Source organism: Sideroxydans sp. CL21 (genome assembly GCF_902459525.1).
Classification (GTDB): Bacteria; Pseudomonadota; Gammaproteobacteria; order Burkholderiales; family Gallionellaceae; genus Sideroxyarcus.
In genome coordinates this window covers 614682-632515 of the sequence record NZ_LR699166.1, presented here as the reverse complement: position 1 = coordinate 632515, position 17834 = coordinate 614682, and the positions used below count along the sequence as shown (strand labels likewise).

16 protein-coding genes and 1 tRNA gene are annotated in these 17834 nt (G+C 53.8%); 5 read left to right on the top strand and 12 right to left on the bottom strand.

Annotated elements, in window-relative coordinates:
- Positions 1–112: 112 nt before the first annotated feature.
- From QOY30_RS03000 to QOY30_RS02990, 3 genes are read right to left on the bottom strand one after another with little or no spacing between them, the layout of a single operon-like run.
- Positions 113–1252, bottom strand: coding sequence for an SIR2 family NAD-dependent protein deacylase (locus QOY30_RS03000; RefSeq protein WP_283743156.1), 1140 nt, complete (start codon positions 1250–1252; stop codon positions 113–115).
- Positions 1249–2526, bottom strand: coding sequence for a restriction endonuclease subunit S (locus QOY30_RS02995; RefSeq protein ID WP_283743155.1), 1278 nt, complete (start codon positions 2524–2526; stop codon positions 1249–1251). Before QOY30_RS02995 ends, QOY30_RS03000 begins: the two co-directional genes overlap by 4 nt.
- Positions 2516–4150, bottom strand: coding sequence for a class I SAM-dependent DNA methyltransferase (locus QOY30_RS02990; protein WP_283746013.1), 1635 nt, complete (start codon positions 4148–4150; stop codon positions 2516–2518). Before QOY30_RS02990 ends, QOY30_RS02995 begins: the two co-directional genes overlap by 11 nt.
- 308 nt (positions 4151–4458) lie before the next feature.
- On the opposite strand from QOY30_RS02990, the gene QOY30_RS02985 reads away from it, so the two are divergent.
- The 4 genes from QOY30_RS02985 (at position 4459) to QOY30_RS02970 (ending at position 7420) form a co-directional block, all read left to right on the top strand.
- On the top strand, positions 4459–5529 hold the full coding sequence (locus QOY30_RS02985; protein WP_283743154.1) for a DNA topoisomerase IB: 1071 nt from the start codon (positions 4459–4461) through the stop codon (positions 5527–5529).
- 154 nt (positions 5530–5683) lie between these two features.
- The gene (locus QOY30_RS02980; RefSeq protein ID WP_283743153.1) at positions 5684–6568 is read left to right on the top strand and encodes a YihY/virulence factor BrkB family protein; all 885 of its coding nucleotides are present in this window, start codon (positions 5684–5686) and stop codon (positions 6566–6568) included.
- A gap of 242 nt (positions 6569–6810) precedes the next feature.
- On the top strand, positions 6811–6990 hold the full coding sequence (locus tag QOY30_RS02975) for a hypothetical protein (RefSeq protein ID WP_283743152.1): 180 nt from the start codon (positions 6811–6813) through the stop codon (positions 6988–6990).
- 211 nt (positions 6991–7201) lie between these two features.
- Positions 7202–7420 (top strand): dodecin family protein, encoded by a 219-nt coding sequence (locus QOY30_RS02970; RefSeq protein WP_283743151.1) that lies wholly within the window; start codon positions 7202–7204, stop codon positions 7418–7420.
- A gap of 265 nt (positions 7421–7685) precedes the next feature.
- Here the strand turns inward: QOY30_RS02970 and QOY30_RS02965 are convergent, their stop codons facing one another.
- Positions 7686–7964 (bottom strand): hypothetical protein, encoded by a 279-nt coding sequence (locus QOY30_RS02965; protein WP_283743150.1) that lies wholly within the window; start codon positions 7962–7964, stop codon positions 7686–7688.
- A 345-nt stretch (positions 7965–8309) separates the two neighbouring features.
- On the opposite strand from QOY30_RS02965, the gene QOY30_RS02960 reads away from it, so the two are divergent.
- On the top strand, positions 8310–9269 hold the full coding sequence (locus tag QOY30_RS02960) for a phosphoribulokinase (protein WP_283743149.1): 960 nt from the start codon (positions 8310–8312) through the stop codon (positions 9267–9269).
- 664 nt (positions 9270–9933) lie between these two features.
- Here QOY30_RS02960 and QOY30_RS02955 read toward each other — a convergent pair.
- From QOY30_RS02955 to tyrS, 8 genes are all read right to left on the bottom strand, one after another.
- Positions 9934–10773: a hypothetical protein gene (locus QOY30_RS02955; protein ID WP_283743148.1), complete on the bottom strand. Its 840-nt coding sequence runs from the start codon at positions 10771–10773 to the stop codon at positions 9934–9936.
- 288 nt (positions 10774–11061) lie between these two features.
- A tRNA-Ile gene (locus tag QOY30_RS02950) sits at positions 11062–11138 on the bottom strand.
- Positions 11139–11144: 6 nt separating this feature from the next.
- Entirely contained in the window at positions 11145–13103 is a 1959-nt protein-coding gene (rpoD, locus tag QOY30_RS02945; protein WP_283743147.1) for an RNA polymerase sigma factor RpoD, read from the bottom strand.
- A gap of 161 nt (positions 13104–13264) precedes the next feature.
- The gene (gene dnaG / locus QOY30_RS02940) at positions 13265–14995 is read right to left on the bottom strand and encodes a DNA primase (RefSeq protein ID WP_283743146.1); all 1731 of its coding nucleotides are present in this window, start codon (positions 14993–14995) and stop codon (positions 13265–13267) included.
- A 173-nt stretch (positions 14996–15168) separates the two neighbouring features.
- Entirely contained in the window at positions 15169–15615 is a 447-nt protein-coding gene (locus QOY30_RS02935) for a GatB/YqeY domain-containing protein (RefSeq protein WP_283743145.1), read from the bottom strand.
- Positions 15616–15649: 34 nt separating this feature from the next.
- On the bottom strand, positions 15650–15862 hold the full coding sequence (gene rpsU, locus QOY30_RS02930) for a 30S ribosomal protein S21 (protein ID WP_013030570.1): 213 nt from the start codon (positions 15860–15862) through the stop codon (positions 15650–15652).
- A 107-nt stretch (positions 15863–15969) separates the two neighbouring features.
- A complete protein-coding gene (locus QOY30_RS02925) occupies positions 15970–16446 on the bottom strand; it encodes a hypothetical protein (RefSeq protein WP_283743144.1) in 477 nt (158 codons plus the stop codon).
- A gap of 117 nt (positions 16447–16563) precedes the next feature.
- Entirely contained in the window at positions 16564–17760 is a 1197-nt protein-coding gene (gene tyrS / locus QOY30_RS02920) for a tyrosine--tRNA ligase (protein WP_283743143.1), read from the bottom strand.
- Positions 17761–17834: the final 74 nt, after the last annotated feature.

Here is a 17834-nt window from a genome sequence, read left to right as displayed (position 1 = left end):
CATGCGCGCCACCCAGCTCGATGCCCGGGCCGTAGCAATATCCCCAGCCTGCGTCCGGAAACCAAGTAAGGGGGAGTTGTTCGAGGTGGTGCTCTGTGATCATTCGCTCATCCTACCCGTTAAAGGCTACGCGCTTTTCAATCACATCCACTACCAACTGCAAGAGCTTTTCTACATAACCGTGCTGCCCATCCGGATACCAAAGCGGGTGAATATTCAACGCAAGAAGATCAGAAGCCTTGTGCTGCCTCACTTGATCGTTCGCAGGCGCTGGCAGAATCGCATAGTGATTTGGTATTTGGTATGCATCTTCCTCTTTGGCTTTCTTAAAAAGCTCCAGCGTCCAGTCTTGGTCGAGACTGCAGCCTAGAAACAGCAGCGATTGAGAAATGTATATTTGCCGAAGCGCCTTCGGCAATGGTTTGTGGAAGTCGAAAGGATCACCGTAGGCTTCTTCGTATTGCGTTTTCGTGAGGATGTGCGTTGCATAATTTTCCGCATCGCCATGAAGCTTGAGCAAACAACGGTCACCACGGACTAGACGCTGAAAGAAATTGTGGTCTTGTGTACCATGCATATGTGCTTCGAAATTACCAGCCTTCTGTTCTTCATAGATTTTTTCAATTGCATCATCAAAATTTGTAGTTACGATGCAGCCTTTCGCGAATCGAGGCAATAACAACATTGGGCCAGCAAGCTTGAGTTTTTGTGCCCTATAGGTAGTGCGGATAAAATTTGACGTCTGCACGGCATCGTATTCGGCCAACACCTGCGCAGCCTCAAGGTAATTACCGGCAGAAATAAGTGTTTCAATTGCTGCGGCGTCGGCACCCGGCAGAAGGCTAAGTAACTGAAGCAATGCCTCGCCCCACAGCGGCATTCCAACTGGCTTTGACATGCCTGCGCCAATGAATGGTACTACTCGACCACGCTCCACGGCATCCAATAAGTCCTGAAAAGGTACAACCGAACCTGTATTACGGATAATGTCTATTGCTTCCTGATGTTTTGCCTGATTCGTATCGTTTTCCCAAGCTGTTCGTTCGTCATCGTATGCATCACGATCAACCCAATAGAGAGCCTTACTACGATCATACAAATAAAGTCCAACATCTTGCCTAGGACTCGGGATAACAAGCGGTTCTTCTCCATCGAAATAACCATTGAAGATTTGGTTAGCTTCGTACTCCTTATGAAGAAGTTCCAATGCCTGAGCAACCAAATGCTTCTGCTGTTTTTCTGTATCGCTCATGGCGCACCTGTAACCGGCACACTCAATTCTCCGGAGATGAGTTTGGGAAGAAGCACATCGCGCAAATTTTCAAGCGTAGCCGCCTCCTGTCCCGAATTCCAAATCATCTTTATCAGAGTGTGGGCTGTATTTGAAAATACATTAGCCAATTTTGAATCTGGCACAGCTATTTTGTGAATAATAAAATCTGGCCAGTGCCCTTTGTACTCAATGAATGACTGCTTACCCAACGTTGCGTAATACACCCATATCGTATCGCCCCCCTTGCCCACAAACGGCAAGACATTCTGAATTGCCGAAAATGGAAAGTTGATTAGGCGCATATAGCAAGTGTGATTGGCAAAAACGACAACTGGATTATCACTAGATGCCATTACACCTGGCTCGTCATTGTGGTATCCAATTATTCCGCTCTTACCCTGATCCAGCACCGGCACCTCGCCTGAGGGTTTAGCAGTTTTTTGTTCGTATTTTTTTCCAACTGGCAATCGCTCGATTAAATCGCCCACTGATCGAATGCACCAACCCTCCGGAATCTCGCCGAGTTCGGAATCCACGAGGAGGTCGGGGAAGAGGGCGAGGAGGTCGGGGGTGAGGCCAAGGCGTTGGCAGATGGATGCGGGCGGTTCGCCGTTCATCTTGGCGCGGACGGGATCAAAGTCCACGAACCACGACTTGAACATCGCCCGCGCGATGGCCTCCAGCGTTTCGTTCATGCGGTGGTTCAGTTCGATCTTGTCGTCGAGTGTACCGAGGATGTGGGCGATGGCGCGTTGTTGATCAATTGGAGGCAACAATACATAGAGGCCGCGTTGCGATGTGAGACTTACATACGGCGCCATATCGGTTTCGCCAGCCCGCGTAGCAAGCTGCTCTCGAAAATCCTGTGACCGCAAGTAAACGTAGAGAAACTTTCGATCGAGCACCTTGGGATTTAGCGCGCGCCAAAAGGTTGTTTGTGGGCTGCAAACAAAAGGTGGAGCGTCCATCGGAACAAGCGCTATCTTGCCAACCGTTCCCTTATGAGACAGCAAGACATCACCCGGTGCGCCAATACCTTTCGTAATCCGCTGTCTGGCTCGTTCATTAATTTTAGAGGCGGAGTCAAAAAACACCCTACCGTTGTCCATGTCAGCCGCGCGAATGAACGCTACACCTTGAGAAACGAACTCGTCTGGTCGCGGCCTGTACTCGCCATGATTTCCATCTTCAACCAGGAGAACTCCCTCGCGCTGAAGGTCAGCAACCTTTAGTCGTTGCCACTCACCCGCCATAACCCAACCTCGCCAGATTCTCGCGGATCGCCTGTTCCAGCCTGGCGCTCTCACTGAACTGTTCGTTCAGTTGCACGGTGAGGCGCGCCATCTTTTCCTCGAAGGGTTCGCCGTCCTGCACCTGTTCGGCTGCGCCGACGTAGCGGCCGGGGGTGAGGACGTAGTCGTGTTTGCGGATGTCATTGAGGTTGGCGGATTTGCAAAAGCCAGCTTCGTCCGCATAACCCTCGTTTCTTTTCCATGCATGGAAAGTGTCAGCGATCTTGCGGATGTCTTCGGGGGCGAAGTCGCGCAGCACGCGGTCTTTCATGTAACCGAGGCTGCGGGCATCTATGAACAGGGTGTGGTTCTTTCGGTCGCGGCAACCGCTGCGCGCAGTTTTGTTTCGGGTAAGAAACCAAATACAGGCTGGAATCTGGGTATTGGTAAATAGTTGCCCCGGCAGCGCGACCATGCATTCGACGAGGTCGGCTTCGATGATGGCCTTACGGATTTCCCCTTCGTTGTTGGTGTTGCTGCTCATCGAGCCGTTGGCGAGCAGTAGCGCCATGCTGCCGTTGGGCGCAAGGTGATAAATCATGTGTTGCAGCCAGGCGAAATTGGCGTTGCCTGCGGGCGGGATGCCGTATATCCAGCGCGGGTCGTCGTCCTTCACGCCGTCTTTCCATTCCTTCATGTTGAAGGGTGGGTTGGCCATGATGAAGTCGGCGCGCAGGTCGAGATGCAGATCGCGAGTGTACGTACTGGCATTCTCTTTGCCGAAATCGAAATCGATGCCGCGGATCGCCATATTCATGGAAGCAAGTTTCCATGTAGTGGGATTGGATTCCTGACCGTAGACGGAAAGGTTGCCGATACGTCCGCCGTGTTCCTCGACGAATTTTTCCGATGACACGAAAAAGCCGCCGGAACCGCAGCAGGGGTCGTAGACGCGGCCTTTGTATGGCTCCAGCATTTCGACGATGGTGGTGACGATGCTCTTGGGTGTGTAGTACTGCCCGCCTTTCTTGCCCTCGGCGATGGCGAACTGGCCGAGGAAGTATTCGTAAACGTGGCCTAGAATATCCTTGGCCTTTAGCGTGTTGTGGTTGAACGGTATCTTGGCAATCTCGTCAATAAGACCAGGAAGTGCAGAATCAATTTGTTTGCTCGCGTAGTTCTTGTCGAGCACGTTCTTGAGCTTTTCGTTTTCCTTTTCGACAGCGTCTAGCGCATCATCCAGCAAGCGACCGATGCCTTTGAATTTGTATTCGAAGGTCTTCCCATTCTTGACTTGCAGCACGGTGTCGTTGGCAACTTTGGCGTGATCCTTGATGAAATCCCAACGCGCTAGTGCAGGCACCCAAAAGACATTCTTTTCGGTGTAGTAGTCGCGCGCTTCGAGCTCTTGTTCCATCAGCTCGGCGCTGTCTGGGCCGAGGTAGTAGTCGTTCTTCGGGTCTTTAAACGCTGCCTGCAATTCCGCGCGGCGCTCCTTGAAGGCATCCGACACGTACTTAAGGAAAATGAGGCCAAGGACCACATGCTTGTACACAGCCGCATCAAGCATGGGGAGCAGCTTGTTAGCTGCTGTCCACAAATTTTTGTCGAGGCTATTAAGGAACTGTTGCTCTTCTTGTTTCATTGCCACCACTCTACTTTCCTTTTGATTCTTTAAGCGTATTCAGAAAAATATGGTCAGAATTACTTGTCTTTCCACGGCGCAAAACCGATGGGGCGTTTATTCGCGCGAGAGTGTAGCAGAGGCAGCTTGTTGATTGTGGTCACAAATTGTGACTACCTTTGGTATAGAAGCTCGATCAGTGGTTCCCAATGTGCGCCATCGCACAGGTGCCGCAATCCCTCCCCGCTAGAATCATCTCAAACCCCGGACACTTTCCGGCTCCCCACTCCCATGCACCATAAGCTACCCGACCAGAAAGGAGGCGCAGGATGATGACCACCAAGCACAAAGAGTATTGCAAGTCGGCCACCCGCGCCGGGCTGCACTATGTGACTGATGGCTTTGCCGGGATCAGTCGGCGCCGTTCCGGCAAGGGGTGGAGCTATTACGATGAGGACGGCGCGCGCATCGCCGAGATGATCACGCGCGAGCGGCTGAATGCGCTGGCGATACCGCCGGCGTGGATCAATGTGTGGATCTGCCCCGATCCGGATGGGCACATCCAGGTGACGGCGCGCGATGCACGCGGCCGCAAGCAGTATCGTTACCATGCTTCTTACCGTGCGGCGCGCGACCAATCCAAGTTTCGCCGCATGCTGGAATTCAGCGAGATTCTGCCTTTGCTGCGGGAACGGGTGGAACTGGATTTGCGTGCGGGCGACCTGACGCGGCGCCAGTTGCTTGCCACATTAGTGCGGCTGCTGGACAAGTCGCTGATCCGCGTGGGCAACGACGAATACGCGCGCGACAACCATTCCTACGGCCTGACGACGATGCGCAGCAAGCATGCGCTTGTGGAGGGGCCGCTGTTGCGCTTCAGCTTCCGCGGCAAGAGCGGGGTGGAGCATTCGGTGACGGTGGACGATCCGCGCATCGCCCGCATCGTGCAGCGCTGCCAGGATATGCACGGGCAGGAGATATTTCAGTATGTGGATGCAGCGGGCAAGCGCCGGGTGCTGGTGGCGGACGACGTGAACAACTATCTGCGCACAGCCAGCGGCCGCGACATCACGGCCAAGGATTTTCGGACTTGGGGCGGCACCATGGTGGCCGCGGTGAAATTGCGGGCGCTGGGGCCTGCCGGCAGCCGCACCGAGGCGGAACGCAACATCGTGCAGGCGCTGGATGCGGTGGCGGAGCGCCTGGGCAACACGCGCGCGGTGTGCCGCAAATATTATGTGCATCCGGCGCTGCTGGCCGCTTATCACTTGGGGCTAACAGCGCCGCTGGAGGCGGTTGCGGCTACGCGCAAGGAACGCCGTACTTCTTCCCCTGCCGCGCTGCGGCGCGACGAGGTGGTGGTGTTGCAGTTTTTGCATGAGTCGGGGGCGGGCAGGTGAATGTATTTGTATTGATATTGGGCAGGTTTTGCTTTGCCCAGACTACGAGGCATGTCTCCCTTCTCCCGCAAGCGGGAGAAGGACTTTGTTAGCTACTACCGTTGTCTTGGCGCACGAACGGAAGATATCCGACTTGCGCTAGACAAGACCAACCATGAAACTCATCGATCCCCGCACCGCGCACATCATCAAGAACCCCGTTGCCTTCGCGCTGCAGGTGCTGAAGGCGTTTCAGGTGAATCAGGGACTGCTGCTTGCGGGTGCCGTGGCTTATTACGCGCTGCTTTCCATCGTGCCGCTGCTGATCTTGATGGTGATCGTGCTGTCGCATGTGATCGACCAGAACGTGCTGCTGGCGACGATAGGCAAGGCGCTGGAATATGCGGTGCCGGGCGAGAGCCGTGCCGTGCTGGCGGAACTGAAGGCGCTGCTTGAGCACAGCAAGCTCATCGGCTGGGTGCTGTTCATCACGATGCTGTTTTTCAGTTCGCTCGGTTTCCGGGTGCTGGAAAGCTCGATCACGGTGATCTTTCTGCACCGCTTGCAGAAAAAGAAACGGCCCTTGCTGGTTTCTCTGCTGCTGCCTTTCGCCTACAATTTTTTTATCGGTGCGGCCCTGTTCGCGGGCACGTTCATCATGTTCTACCTGCTGGCATTGGGAGACGAGAATCTCGTTCTGCTGGGGCATAGCTGGTCGCTGGGCGGTGTCTCGCGCATGTTGATCGGCGGCGCCGGGATCGTCGCGGAGATCCTGCTCATTTCGGCGATCTACTATTTCATGCCGGTGGGCGGGCTGACCGCAAAGCACGCGCTGATCGGCGGCGTTACGGCGGGCCTGCTGTGGGAATTGATACGCCATATTCTGAGCTGGTATTTCGCGTCGTTGTCGCAAGTGAGCGTGGTCTACGGTTCGCTGACCACGGCCATCGTGGTGATGCTGAGCTTTGAGATAGGCGCCACGCTGCTGTTGCTGGGCGCGCAGGTGATCGCGGAATACGAAAACATCGTGCCGGACGCAGAAAAAACCGTTTCGATATGATGGTTATTGATTTCATTTGAATCAATCTGATACCCGGTCATACCGGTGCAATAGTGATAGGCCACAATCAAAAGGTATAGACCTTTTCCAGTCGGATACTAGGCAGATGCCTAGACCAGCAGGCATATGGACATGACACTGGCTTGGGCATATTTTGGCCGTGTCGGATTACCTGTATGCGCTGAAATATTTCAGCGTTTGTTGCCCCTCTTGATATTCGTGTTTTCGGATTGGAGGATATGATGAATCCCGTTCAAATTTTTATGATCACAGTCCTTATCGGATCGATCGTCATGATCGTGGGCGTCTTGTCATTCTGGAAATCAGGCCCCGATTCACTCCGTGATTACCTGATCTGGGGAACCGGTTTTCTGGTTGCCATGGGTCTGCAGATTTTGGCCCTCACCAAGGTCCTGGCCTGATAAACAGGCAATCAACAGAACCCGCCATACAAGCGAGTATGGCGGGTTTTGTTTTGGGGGCTGATACGCACATTCGCAAGTTTCAGTATCTGGCGTGCAGAAAAACATACCGAATCCGAAAAAAGAGAGCAGAAATTTACGGTTAGGCGTAATTTACAGACCTGCACCACCTTTCAAACACTACCGTACACCATAAACGAAGGAGAAAACCATGGCTAAAGACAGCGTTTATCGTATTACAGAGCTAGTTGGAACCAGCAAGAAGTCCTGGGAGGATGCCGCCGCGAACGCAGTCAGCGTCGCCTCGAAAACCCTGCGCGACTTGAGGGTGGCCGAAATCATCAAACTGGATATGGTCGTTGAAGACGGCAAGGTGGCGGCTTACCGGGCACGCGTGGCGTTGTCCTTTAAGTACGACCCAAATAAATAAGAGATGTGAGCAGGTCCGTTTGTAGATCCTCGCCGAGCCGGGAATTAGTTACCCACATTTTTTGTGGATAACTGGCCAGATAAGTGCGCTTCGGCAGTGCTAACTATAAACGGTGTATACGATTTTATTCGTCGTTCAATTTACGGGCATTTATCAGGCCTTGCAGTGACGGATTGCCAGTCCAAAAGAGAAATGACTTGGGATTTTCGCCCAAGTCATTTTTTTGATTAGCCTTTGCTGCTTGAACGGCCAACCATTGGCAATTTCAATGATGCAGCGCTTTATCCAGTGAATGGAACAGCTTCTCGGCGTCATGCTGCTGTAGCTGGTATTTGATCGTTGCACCCACCATCATCTTTGGGCAGGAATTGACCAGGTCCATCGCGATGGGATATTTGCCGGTGGCTATGGCTTCTTTCAGGTAATTGAATTTGCCATTGGCATCTTCAATGGAGAGCAAGAAGGCATGCCCCTCATCCGTTATGCTGATGCACTTGTTTCCCACATGGTTTGCCGCCTGGCAATGAAACCGTTTCTTTGACATTCATCCCTCCTCTGCTGCCGCACTCTTGGTGACCGTGCGGGAGTCTGCTCGCCGCACCCTCCAGTGTCAAACCGCTCCCTGCAGGTGCGGGATATCGGTTTCGTTTATTCTCTTTCACTTGGCATTTGATTCGATAGAAAACGGCGTTGCATTGTTCCTCTATCAAATGCAACGGCAAATATTTGTCCCTGAAACTGACGGAACGGTGGCAAATAGTTCACTCTTTTAGTCTGGATTCACAAATCACATCGTACCGGTCAGCAGCATAAGTACTGTAGTAGCCTGTTGAAACTAGAATAGAATTGCCACATAAAATATTATTAAATCCCCTCAGGAGAGTTCACTATGTCTCGAAAGCACCCGGTAATTGCCGTGACCGGTTCGTCCGGTACTCGCACCACTACGGTAAAACGTGCCTTTGAAAACCTATTTCGCCGTGAACAAAGACAGAACCACAACAATCCTCCTCCCAGTATCGAGCGGCGAGCTCTAGTCCGCACCGCCGTAAAAGGAATTCAAGCTGCGGTAATTGAAGGTGGCAGCCTGCACAGTCTGGATCGTGTGGCTTTTCGCACAGCTGCCGCAGAAGCGGCTAAGGCCGGCAACAACAGCTTCAGCCATTTTGGTCCGGAAGCCAACCACTTCGACAAGATTGAAGAAACCTTCAAGACCTATGGTGAAACTGGTATGTGCAAGCGCCGTTACTATGTGCATAGCGATGCAGAAGCCGAACGGCATAACAATCACTTTGGCCTGACTAACCTGAAGCCGGGTGATTTCACGCCGTGGGAAAACATCGAGGAAGATTCAGACCTGCTGTTTTATGAAGGACTGCATGGCCTGGTTAAAGACGACAAAGTCGACGTGGCCAAATATGTGGATCTGGGGATCGGCGTGGTGCCGGTGGTCAACCTGGAGTGGATCAAGAAGATACACCGCGATGCCGCAGAGCGCGGCTATTCCGCCGAAGCGACCGTGGACACCATCCTGCGCCGCATGCCAGACTACATCAAATACATCACCCCGCAGTTCTCGCGCACCCACATCAACTTTCAGCGTGTGGCCACCGTGGATACTTCTAATCCGTTCATCGCGCGTGACATCCCGACGCAGGACGAAAGCTTCGTGGTGATCCGTTTTCGCGATCCCAAGGGTGTGGACTTTCCCTATATGCTCAACATGATTCCCAACTCCTTCATGTCGCGCGCCAACACATTGGTCGTGCCGGGCGGCAAGATGAGCCACGCGATAGAAATCATCCTCCCGCCGATTTTGCACGACATGATCGAGAACAAGAGTAAGTAAAAGACGAACAAGGAAGTGGATGTACCAGTTGTACTGTTCCCGCGTTTGACGAGTGATATGGCGTTTCCGATACTGTTGTTTGATGCGGAGACCCTCATCAATTCCAGTATCAAAAGCAACAGCCACGAACGGGGCTTGAACTAACAGGAATAATCTCCATCTTAGCCATAGTTATTTTTGACATGGAGTTGGCTGACGAAATGGAAAAGATTCTGGAATACCTGAGCAAGCACGGAGAAGGTCTCGACACCGAAATATCTGCTGCAACCCGCATACCGCTAAACAGTTTGCATCTGCATCTAAATGAGCTCATGGCAAAGAAAGAAGTCATGACCTTCCACGCAACTCGATATGTGGATTGCATCAAATCCGAGGTAATGATCTGCCGACTGGCTAGGAAGGGGCCCGCAATTAAGCCGCTGAGAAAGTCAAAGTCGCATACGCTCAATTAGAAAACTGCGGAATATCTGGTGGACCAAAGGATTTTCTGCACGAAATACTGATGCAGATTTTGATGTCGGTCTTGATACCGCATGAATAGCGGGACCAATGAGAAGGACAGAAAAAAGGAGTTACACCTTCGTGTAACTCCTTGTTTTTGGTGGCCTCGCGGACTTGAACCGCGGACCAAAGGATTATGAGTCCTCTGCTGTAACAAACCGAGCTATCTGCGGAATTGCGTTTTGTGCAGCTTCAATTGCTGGCGAATTTCCAGTTGTTCTTTTCGTTTAACTACTTTGTCTCTGCGAGTCTCTGTCATTTTGATCTGTCTTGGCCATTCGACATTTTGAAATTTTTCGACTGTTATCAAGTGCGGGTCTATTGATTCAAGCACGTCAATTCCGTACTTTTCCCACACATACAAGCCTGCTCTTGATTGTGCCAACTCTGCGATTTGATTGGCTGTTTTTAATGCCGCCCGAACACTTCCTTCATTGATACGATCTCTTAAGTAATATTTGGCAACTTCTACAGCCACACGGGCTTGCTCTATTCCATTTTTATTTCTCTTGGAAGGAAGCAGGCATAGATTACTGATCCGGCTCTTCAAGCACAGTATCGGATGCAATATATTCAAGCGCCATTCACCACGTTCCACCGGAACCGCAAATTTTCTGATCTCACCTTCATCAACGCCCACGATGATGCCCAAGAAATCTATAAGCAGTTTGTTGCCTGCGCCACCTCTAAACACCAAGGTGGCAATATTTGGCGTGTTGTCGTCCAGAGTGGCCAATTTGATTTCACCACCGAGCAACTTGGAGATGGCAATTGCGTCATTTTTGCCGGCCAGGAAGTCGGCGTCCTGGGTTAAATACGGGGTATCGGTTTGGGGGATAGTAATGTCGTAGTGGTCAACCCAGAATGAAAGGGATTGTCCGCCTACAAGTACAATATTTCCGGGATTTTCAATTCTGGAAATTGCTTTGAACAGCAAATCCAAATCCGGCGGTGCAAACCAACCAATTAAATCCTGATCAGTGTCAGAACCGCCAGTAGTCATTCATCCGGCCACGCAACAATTTTAAATTCGGCAACCATGGATTTTGGGATCAAGCGCGCACCCTCAACGGCCTCGGAAAATGAAACCCTCTGATCTTTGACAGACCGCAACAAAGCTTTCTGCCTGATCGACTTTCCGGGCAGAGCTGCTTTATTTGATAGGAGTTGGCCTTTTAGGCTTGAATTCTTGCTCATAATGCATTGAAAGTTATATGAGTGCCGACACACTGTCAACATTGCAAGTTAGAAAAACAAAAAGCCTCGCATTGCTGCGAGACTTTCGTTTTGTTGGTGGGCCCTCGCGGACTTGAACCGCGGACCAAAGGATTATGAGTCCTCTGCTCTAACCAACTGAGCTAAGGGCCCGTAGACTTAACTTTCGCCGTCGAGGAAGCTCTTGAGTTTTTCCGAACGCGAAGGATGACGCAGTTTGCGCAGTGCCTTGGCTTCTATCTGGCGGATACGCTCGCGGGTGACGTCGAACTGTTTGCCGACTTCTTCCAGCGTGTGGTCGGTGTTCATTTCAATGCCGAAGCGCATGCGCAGTACTTTGGCTTCACGCGGGGTGAGGCTGTCCAGGATGTCCTTGGTGACGTTGCGCAGGCTGTCGTACACCGCGGCTTCGATGGGGGCCAGCGAGTTGGCGTCTTCGATGAAATCACCCAGATGCGAATCGTCGTCGTCGCCCACCGGGGTCTCCATGGAGATCGGCTCCTTGGCGATCTTGAGGATCTTGCGTATCTTGTCTTCCGGCATTTCCATCTTGATGGCCAGGGTGGCGGCATCCGCTTCCTGTCCGGTCTCTTGCAGAATCTGGCGCGAGATACGGTTCATCTTGTTGATGGTTTCGATCATGTGCACCGGGATGCGGATGGTGCGCGCCTGGTCGGCGATGGAACGCGTGATGGCCTGGCGAATCCACCATGTGGCATAGGTCGAGAATTTGTAACCGCGACGATATTCGAATTTGTCCACGGCCTTCATCAGGCCGATGTTGCCTTCCTGGATGAGGTCGAGGAACTGCAAACCGCGGTTGGTGTATTTCTTGGCGATGGAGATCACCAGGCGCAGGTTGGCCTCGATCATGTCGCGTTTGGCGCGGCGTGCCTTGGCTTCGCCGTTGGTCATCTGCTTGTTGATCTCTTTCAGATCAAGGATGGGAATACCGACGCGTTGTTGCAGGGCCAGCATCTTCTTTTGCTGGTCGATGATGGCTGCCTGGAAGCGCGACAGGGTTTCGCTATACGGCTTCCTGGATGCGATCTCTTGCTTGACCCAATCCAGATTGCCTTCGTTGAGCGGGAACACCTTGATGAAGTGAGTGCGCGGCATGTGCGATTTCGTCACGCACAGTTCCTGAATGCTGCGCTCACAGGCACGCACTTCTTCCACCAGCCCGCGCATGGTTTCGCACAAAGCGTCCACTTGCTTGGCCGAGAAGCGGAACTGCATCAATTCTTCGGAGATCTGCTGTTGCAATTTGTCGTATTGCTTGCTGCGGTAGCCGAATTTTTCGTAGGCTTTGCCCAGCTTGGTGAAGTGGTCGCTGATCGATGCGAAGCGTTCCAGCGCATCCGCCTTGAGTTGGGCCAGATTGGCGGCAGCGGCGGCTTCGCCGTCTTCTTCCGATTCCTCTTCCTCTTCTTCCGCCTCTTCTTCCTCTTCTTCCTCTTCGACAGTCTCGGGAACCATCGCTTCTTCCTGCGTGTCGATGAAGCCGTCGATCACTTCGTCGATGCGCAAGGTTTCCTGCGCGACCTTGTCGGCCAGCGCCAGGATCTCGGCGATCGTGGCCGGGCAGGCAGAGATGGCCATAATCATGTGCTTCAGCCCGTCTTCGATACGCTTGGCGATCTCGATCTCATCCTGACGGGTCAACAGATTGACCACGCCCATTTCGCGCATGTACATGCGCACGGGGTCGGTGGTACGGCCGAATTCGGAATCCACGGTAGAGATGGCGGCTTCAGCTTCTTCCGCCGCATCTTCGTCGGCAACAGCCGGGGCGGTCTCGTTCATCACCAGCGATTCGGTATCCGGTGCCACGTCACATACCGTGATGCCCATATCGTTGATCATGCTCACCACACCTTCCACCTGCTCGACTTCGAGCATCTCCGGCAAATGGTCGTTGATCTCGGCAAAAGTCAGATAGCCGCGTTCCTTGCCCAGCAGTATCAGCGCTTTCAGGCGCGTGCGGCGCGCCTCGATGTCCTGGGTTGGATCGACCATGGCCGCAGCGGCAACCGCTTTTTCTTTGGCTGTCTGTTTGATGCTGGCTGCGGTCGGTTTGGCAGGTGCGGGTTTTTTCTTTTGTTGCGGAGTCGCCATTTTGAGGATTCCCAAAGTTGATTCGTACTCGAAAAACACGGCACACGAAAAAGTGGTGCCGTCGAAAAGGGCGCGGATTATACCCGATTTCTCAAAACATTTCCGCGAGTTAGCTACAAAAAGCCGTGGTTCAGGACTCAGCAAATAGCGTGCCTGTTCGTTCAGCCCACTTGCGCCCTTAGTTGCTTGAGCTCTTCCTTGAGCTCGTCGTGGCGCACTCGTTCCAGCTCGTTCATGGCCAGCCCTTTGGCCTGCAGCATGGACATTTCCGTCTCGATGGCATCGCGCCGTATCTTGCGCATGATTCCCGTAAATTCGGCCAAAATATCGAAATCTTCACCCCAGTGGATGACCTCGCCCTGCGCGTTGGCAAACACCGGCCCATGCAATGTGCCCTGAAAATGCTGAATCATCGCCGCCGTGCTGGTTTCGTCAGCCGATTCGTTCAGCCAGTCGACCAATGCCGCGATCGCAGCACCTTCATTGCCCTCGCCGTGAAAATCGCGGGGTAGCTCGCGCGCCAATTCCGGTTTCATCACCAGACAACGCAACAGGATGCGCAAACCGGAAGGAGCTGCGCGTTTGGCCTTCTGCGGCGCCTGACGTTGCGGTGCAGCGATTGGTTTGATGACATACAGGGCTTCCAGTTCCGCCTGTGTCACTCCCGCCAATGCGGCCACTTCCTTGCGCAGCAGCAGTGCGGTGGTGGGGGCGGTGATGGCGGTGAGCAGGGGTTGGGCATTCTTGAGCAAGGCGCTGCGACCTTCCTGCGTGCGGAGGTCCACATCTGCAGTCAGCTCGCGCAACAGATACCCGGACAGCGGCAAAGAATTCTCCAACTCGTGCTCGAAGGCTTCAGTACCGAATTCGCGGATGTAGGTATCTGGATCGTGCTCTTCCGGCAGGAACAGGAAACCGATGCGCTTGCCGTCCACCAGTTGCGGCAGCGCATTTTCCAGGGCGCGCCACGCGGCTTTCTGGCCCGGTTTGTCACCATCGAAGCAAAACACGACCTGATCGCACAGGCGCAGCAGCTTTTGCACGTGGAACGGCGTGGTGGCCGTGCCCAGTGTGGCCACTGCATATTCCACGCCGTGCTGCGCTAGCGCCACCACGTCCATGTAACCCTCGACCACGATCACGCGCTGCTGGGCGCGGATGGATTTTTGCGCCTGGTACAGGCCGTAGAGTTCGTGGCCTTTCTCGAACAGCGGCGTCTCGGGCGAATTGAGGTATTTGGGCTCGCCCTTGTCCAGCACGCGCCCGCCGAAGCCGATGACCTGGCCGCGCACGTTGACGATGGGGAACATGATGCGGTCGCGGAAGCGATCATAGCGCTTGCCTTCTTCGCCCGCGATCACCAGCCCGGTCTCGACCAGGCTGGCATCCTGGTAATTGGGCACGGCGGTTTTCAGGTTCTGCCAGTCGTCCGGCGCATAGCCTATGCCGAAGCGCGCGGCGACTTCACCGGAGAGTCCGCGGCCCTTGAGGTATTCGATGGCGCGCGGGGTCTTCTTGAGTTGTTCGCGGTAATAGCGCGTGGCGGACTGCATCAGGTCGTACAGGTCGGGCGCGACCTTATGTTGCGGCACATTGGAAGCTTCCTGCGGCACGCTGACGCCGATGCTTTTGGCGAGATCTTCCACCGCTTCCACAAAACCCATGCCGGTGTGTTCCATGACGAAGCCGATAGCAGTGCCATGTGCGCCGCAGCCGAAGCAATGATAGAACTGCTTGGTCTGACTGACGGTGAAGGACGGGGATTTTTCGTTATGGAAGGGGCAGCAGGCGACGAAGTTGGCACCGGCTTTTTTGAGCGGCAGGTAGCGCTCTATCACGTCCACGATGTCCAGGCGATTGAGCAGATCCTGAATGAAGCTTTTTGGAATCACTCCGCCCTCGCCAGATTCTAATTAAGAAAACAGAATTCTATCGTGAAGCTTGAAAACCGTAGCGAGCGACCGGAGTGCAAGGCGCACGGAGCGCAGAAACCGGAATGTACTTCGGTACATGAGGATTTCGAGCACCGCGCAACGCCGCAATCTGGTCGCGCAGTAGGCTTTCGTTACTTGGTGAGCTGCGCTTTGATCAGGCCGGATACTTTGCCCATATCGGCACGTCCGGCCAGCTTGGGTTTGACTACACCCATCACTTTGCCCATATCTTGCGGTCCGGCTGCACCTGTTGCGTCGATGGCTTCTGCGATGGCGGCGATCACTTCGGCCTCGCTGAGCTGCTGCGGCATGTAAGTCTGCAGGATGGAGACTTCGAATTCCTCAACGTCCACCAGATCCTGGCGATTCGCCGCTTTGTACTGGCTGATTGAATCGCGGCGCTGTTTCAGCATCTTTTCGATGATGGCAATCACGTCCGCGTCGGTCAGCTCGATGCGCTCGTCCACCTCGCGTTGCTTCATGGCTGCAAGCAAAAGACGAATCGCCCCGAGACGCGCCGTTTCCTTGGCGCGCATCGCGGTTTTCATGTCTTCGGTGATTTGCTGCTTGAGACTCATATCAAGCTACCTTTCGCCAATGAGGCGAGGCAGATCAATACAGCTTCGGCGGGAGAGTTTGGCTGCGCAGACGCTTGTAGTGGCGCTTGACGGCAGCAGCCAATTTGCGTTTACGCTCTGCAGTGGGCTTCTCGTAGAATTCGCGGGCGCGCAATTCGGTCAGCAGACCGGTTTTTTCCACGGAACGCTTGAAGCGGCGCATCGCCACTTCGAACGGCTCATTCTCTTTAACACGTACTGTTGTCATGAACAAACTACCTTCTACCAAAAATTCGAGGGCGCGATTCTACAAAACAACGGCTTATTGCACAACCGATATTTTCCACCCTGCCCGGCAAAGGGATCGCTTGCCGCCTATCGCCCCTTGCGGCGTTTATTCAGCATAAACAGGAAATTGACGATTCCGAGCAGAATGATCAGGTAGAACAACAGGGTATGCAGCATGTGGGCATAGTTGTCGTTGTACAAGTGGTTCAGCCAGAAAGACCCGCCCTTTCCAAGTTCGAGGCCGCTATCCGGCACAAAAAATATCAGCACGCCGATGAAGGGCTGGATCCTCAACACATGGAAAATGGCGCGGTGAGTCACTTTGGTGACATCGTTCGGGGCAGAGACATGCAGACGCGATTTGATGTCCTGGTTGCCCGGATACAGATAGAACATGCCGACCACGAAGAGTCCGGATGCCGCAAAAATATGCGCTGCGTAGTACAGCACGAACACGGGACTGCTCAGATTGGCATGGATGATATAACCCCCGAGCCAAGTTGCCGCCAACAGGGCGAACGGCATCCAGTGCAAAACGTATACGTACTTGAACCAACCGAGCATACATCACCTTACCTTGGCCATCCGGCAACAACCGCGGCTTCTCCGGCCCGAATAGTACGGAGAACCTGCTGCTGCCAACCCAATCATGATTGGATTCCGTGCCTGACTGATGCCAAATTAACTGATATTGACGCGCCCGAACTTGCGCTTGCCAACTTGTGCAACAACAACGGCGCCTGCCTTGAGTTGCAGAGCTTTGTCGCTGATTTTTTCGCCGTCCAATTTGACCCCGCCCTGGTCGATCATGCGCAACGCCTCGGAGGTGCTGGCGACCAGCCCAGCCTGTTTGAGCATCTGGGCGATTCCGATATTCCCATCCGGGCTTACGACACTGATTTCAGGCATGTCATCCGGTAGCACGCCTTTCTGGAAGCGCGCCTCGAATTCAGCCAGTGCATCCTCGGCTGCCTTGAGCGTATGAAAGCGGGCGACGATCTCCTGCGCCAGCATCACTTTGATGTCGCGAGGGTTGCGGCCGTCGTTCACTTCTGCACGCCAATGCTCGATCTGCGCCAAACTGCGGAATGACAGCAGTTCGAGGTAGCGCCACATCAAGTCGTCGGAGATGGACATGAGTTTGCCGAACATCTCCTGCGGGGTATCGGTGACGCCGATATAGTTGCCCAGCGATTTCGACATCTTGTTGACGCCGTCCAGTCCTTCCAGCAACGGCATGGTAAGCACGCATTGCGCCGGCTGGCCGAAGTGCTTCTGCAGTTCGCGTCCCATGAGCAGGTTGAATTTCTGGTCGGTGCCGCCGAGTTCGATGTCTGCCTTGAGCGCGACGGAGTCATAGCCCTGAACCAGCGGGTAGATGAATTCGTGGATGGCGATGGGCTGGTTGGCTTTATAGCGCTTGGAGAAATCGTCGCGTTCCAGCATCTGCGCCACGGTATGGGTGGCGGCAAGGCGGATCAGGTCGACCGCGCTGAATTTGTCCATCCAGGTAGAGTTGAACACGACTTCGGTCCTGGCCGGATCCAGCACCTTGAACACCTGTTCTTTGTAACTTTGCGCATTGGCAAGCACCTGTTCGCGCGTCAGCGGCGGGCGGGTGGCATTTTTGCCGGTGGGGTCTCCGATCATGCCGGTGAAGTCACCGATCAGGAACAGCGCGTGATGCCCCAGATCCTGCAACTGGCGCATCTTGTTGAGCAGCACGGTGTGCCCGAGATGCAGATCGGGCGCGGTCGGGTCGAAGCCCGCCTTGATGCGTAGCGGTCGGCCCAGTTCGAGCTTTTTGACCAATTCGGATTCGAGCAGCAACTCTTCGCTGCCACGTTTGATTTGATTGAGGATTTCTTGTTGACTCATGTCGGAAGACCGCTTGTTTGTATCCAGCCCAATGTCCAAGCGGGTTTTGAGGGCTTGCCGCTTTCTGTTAAAGT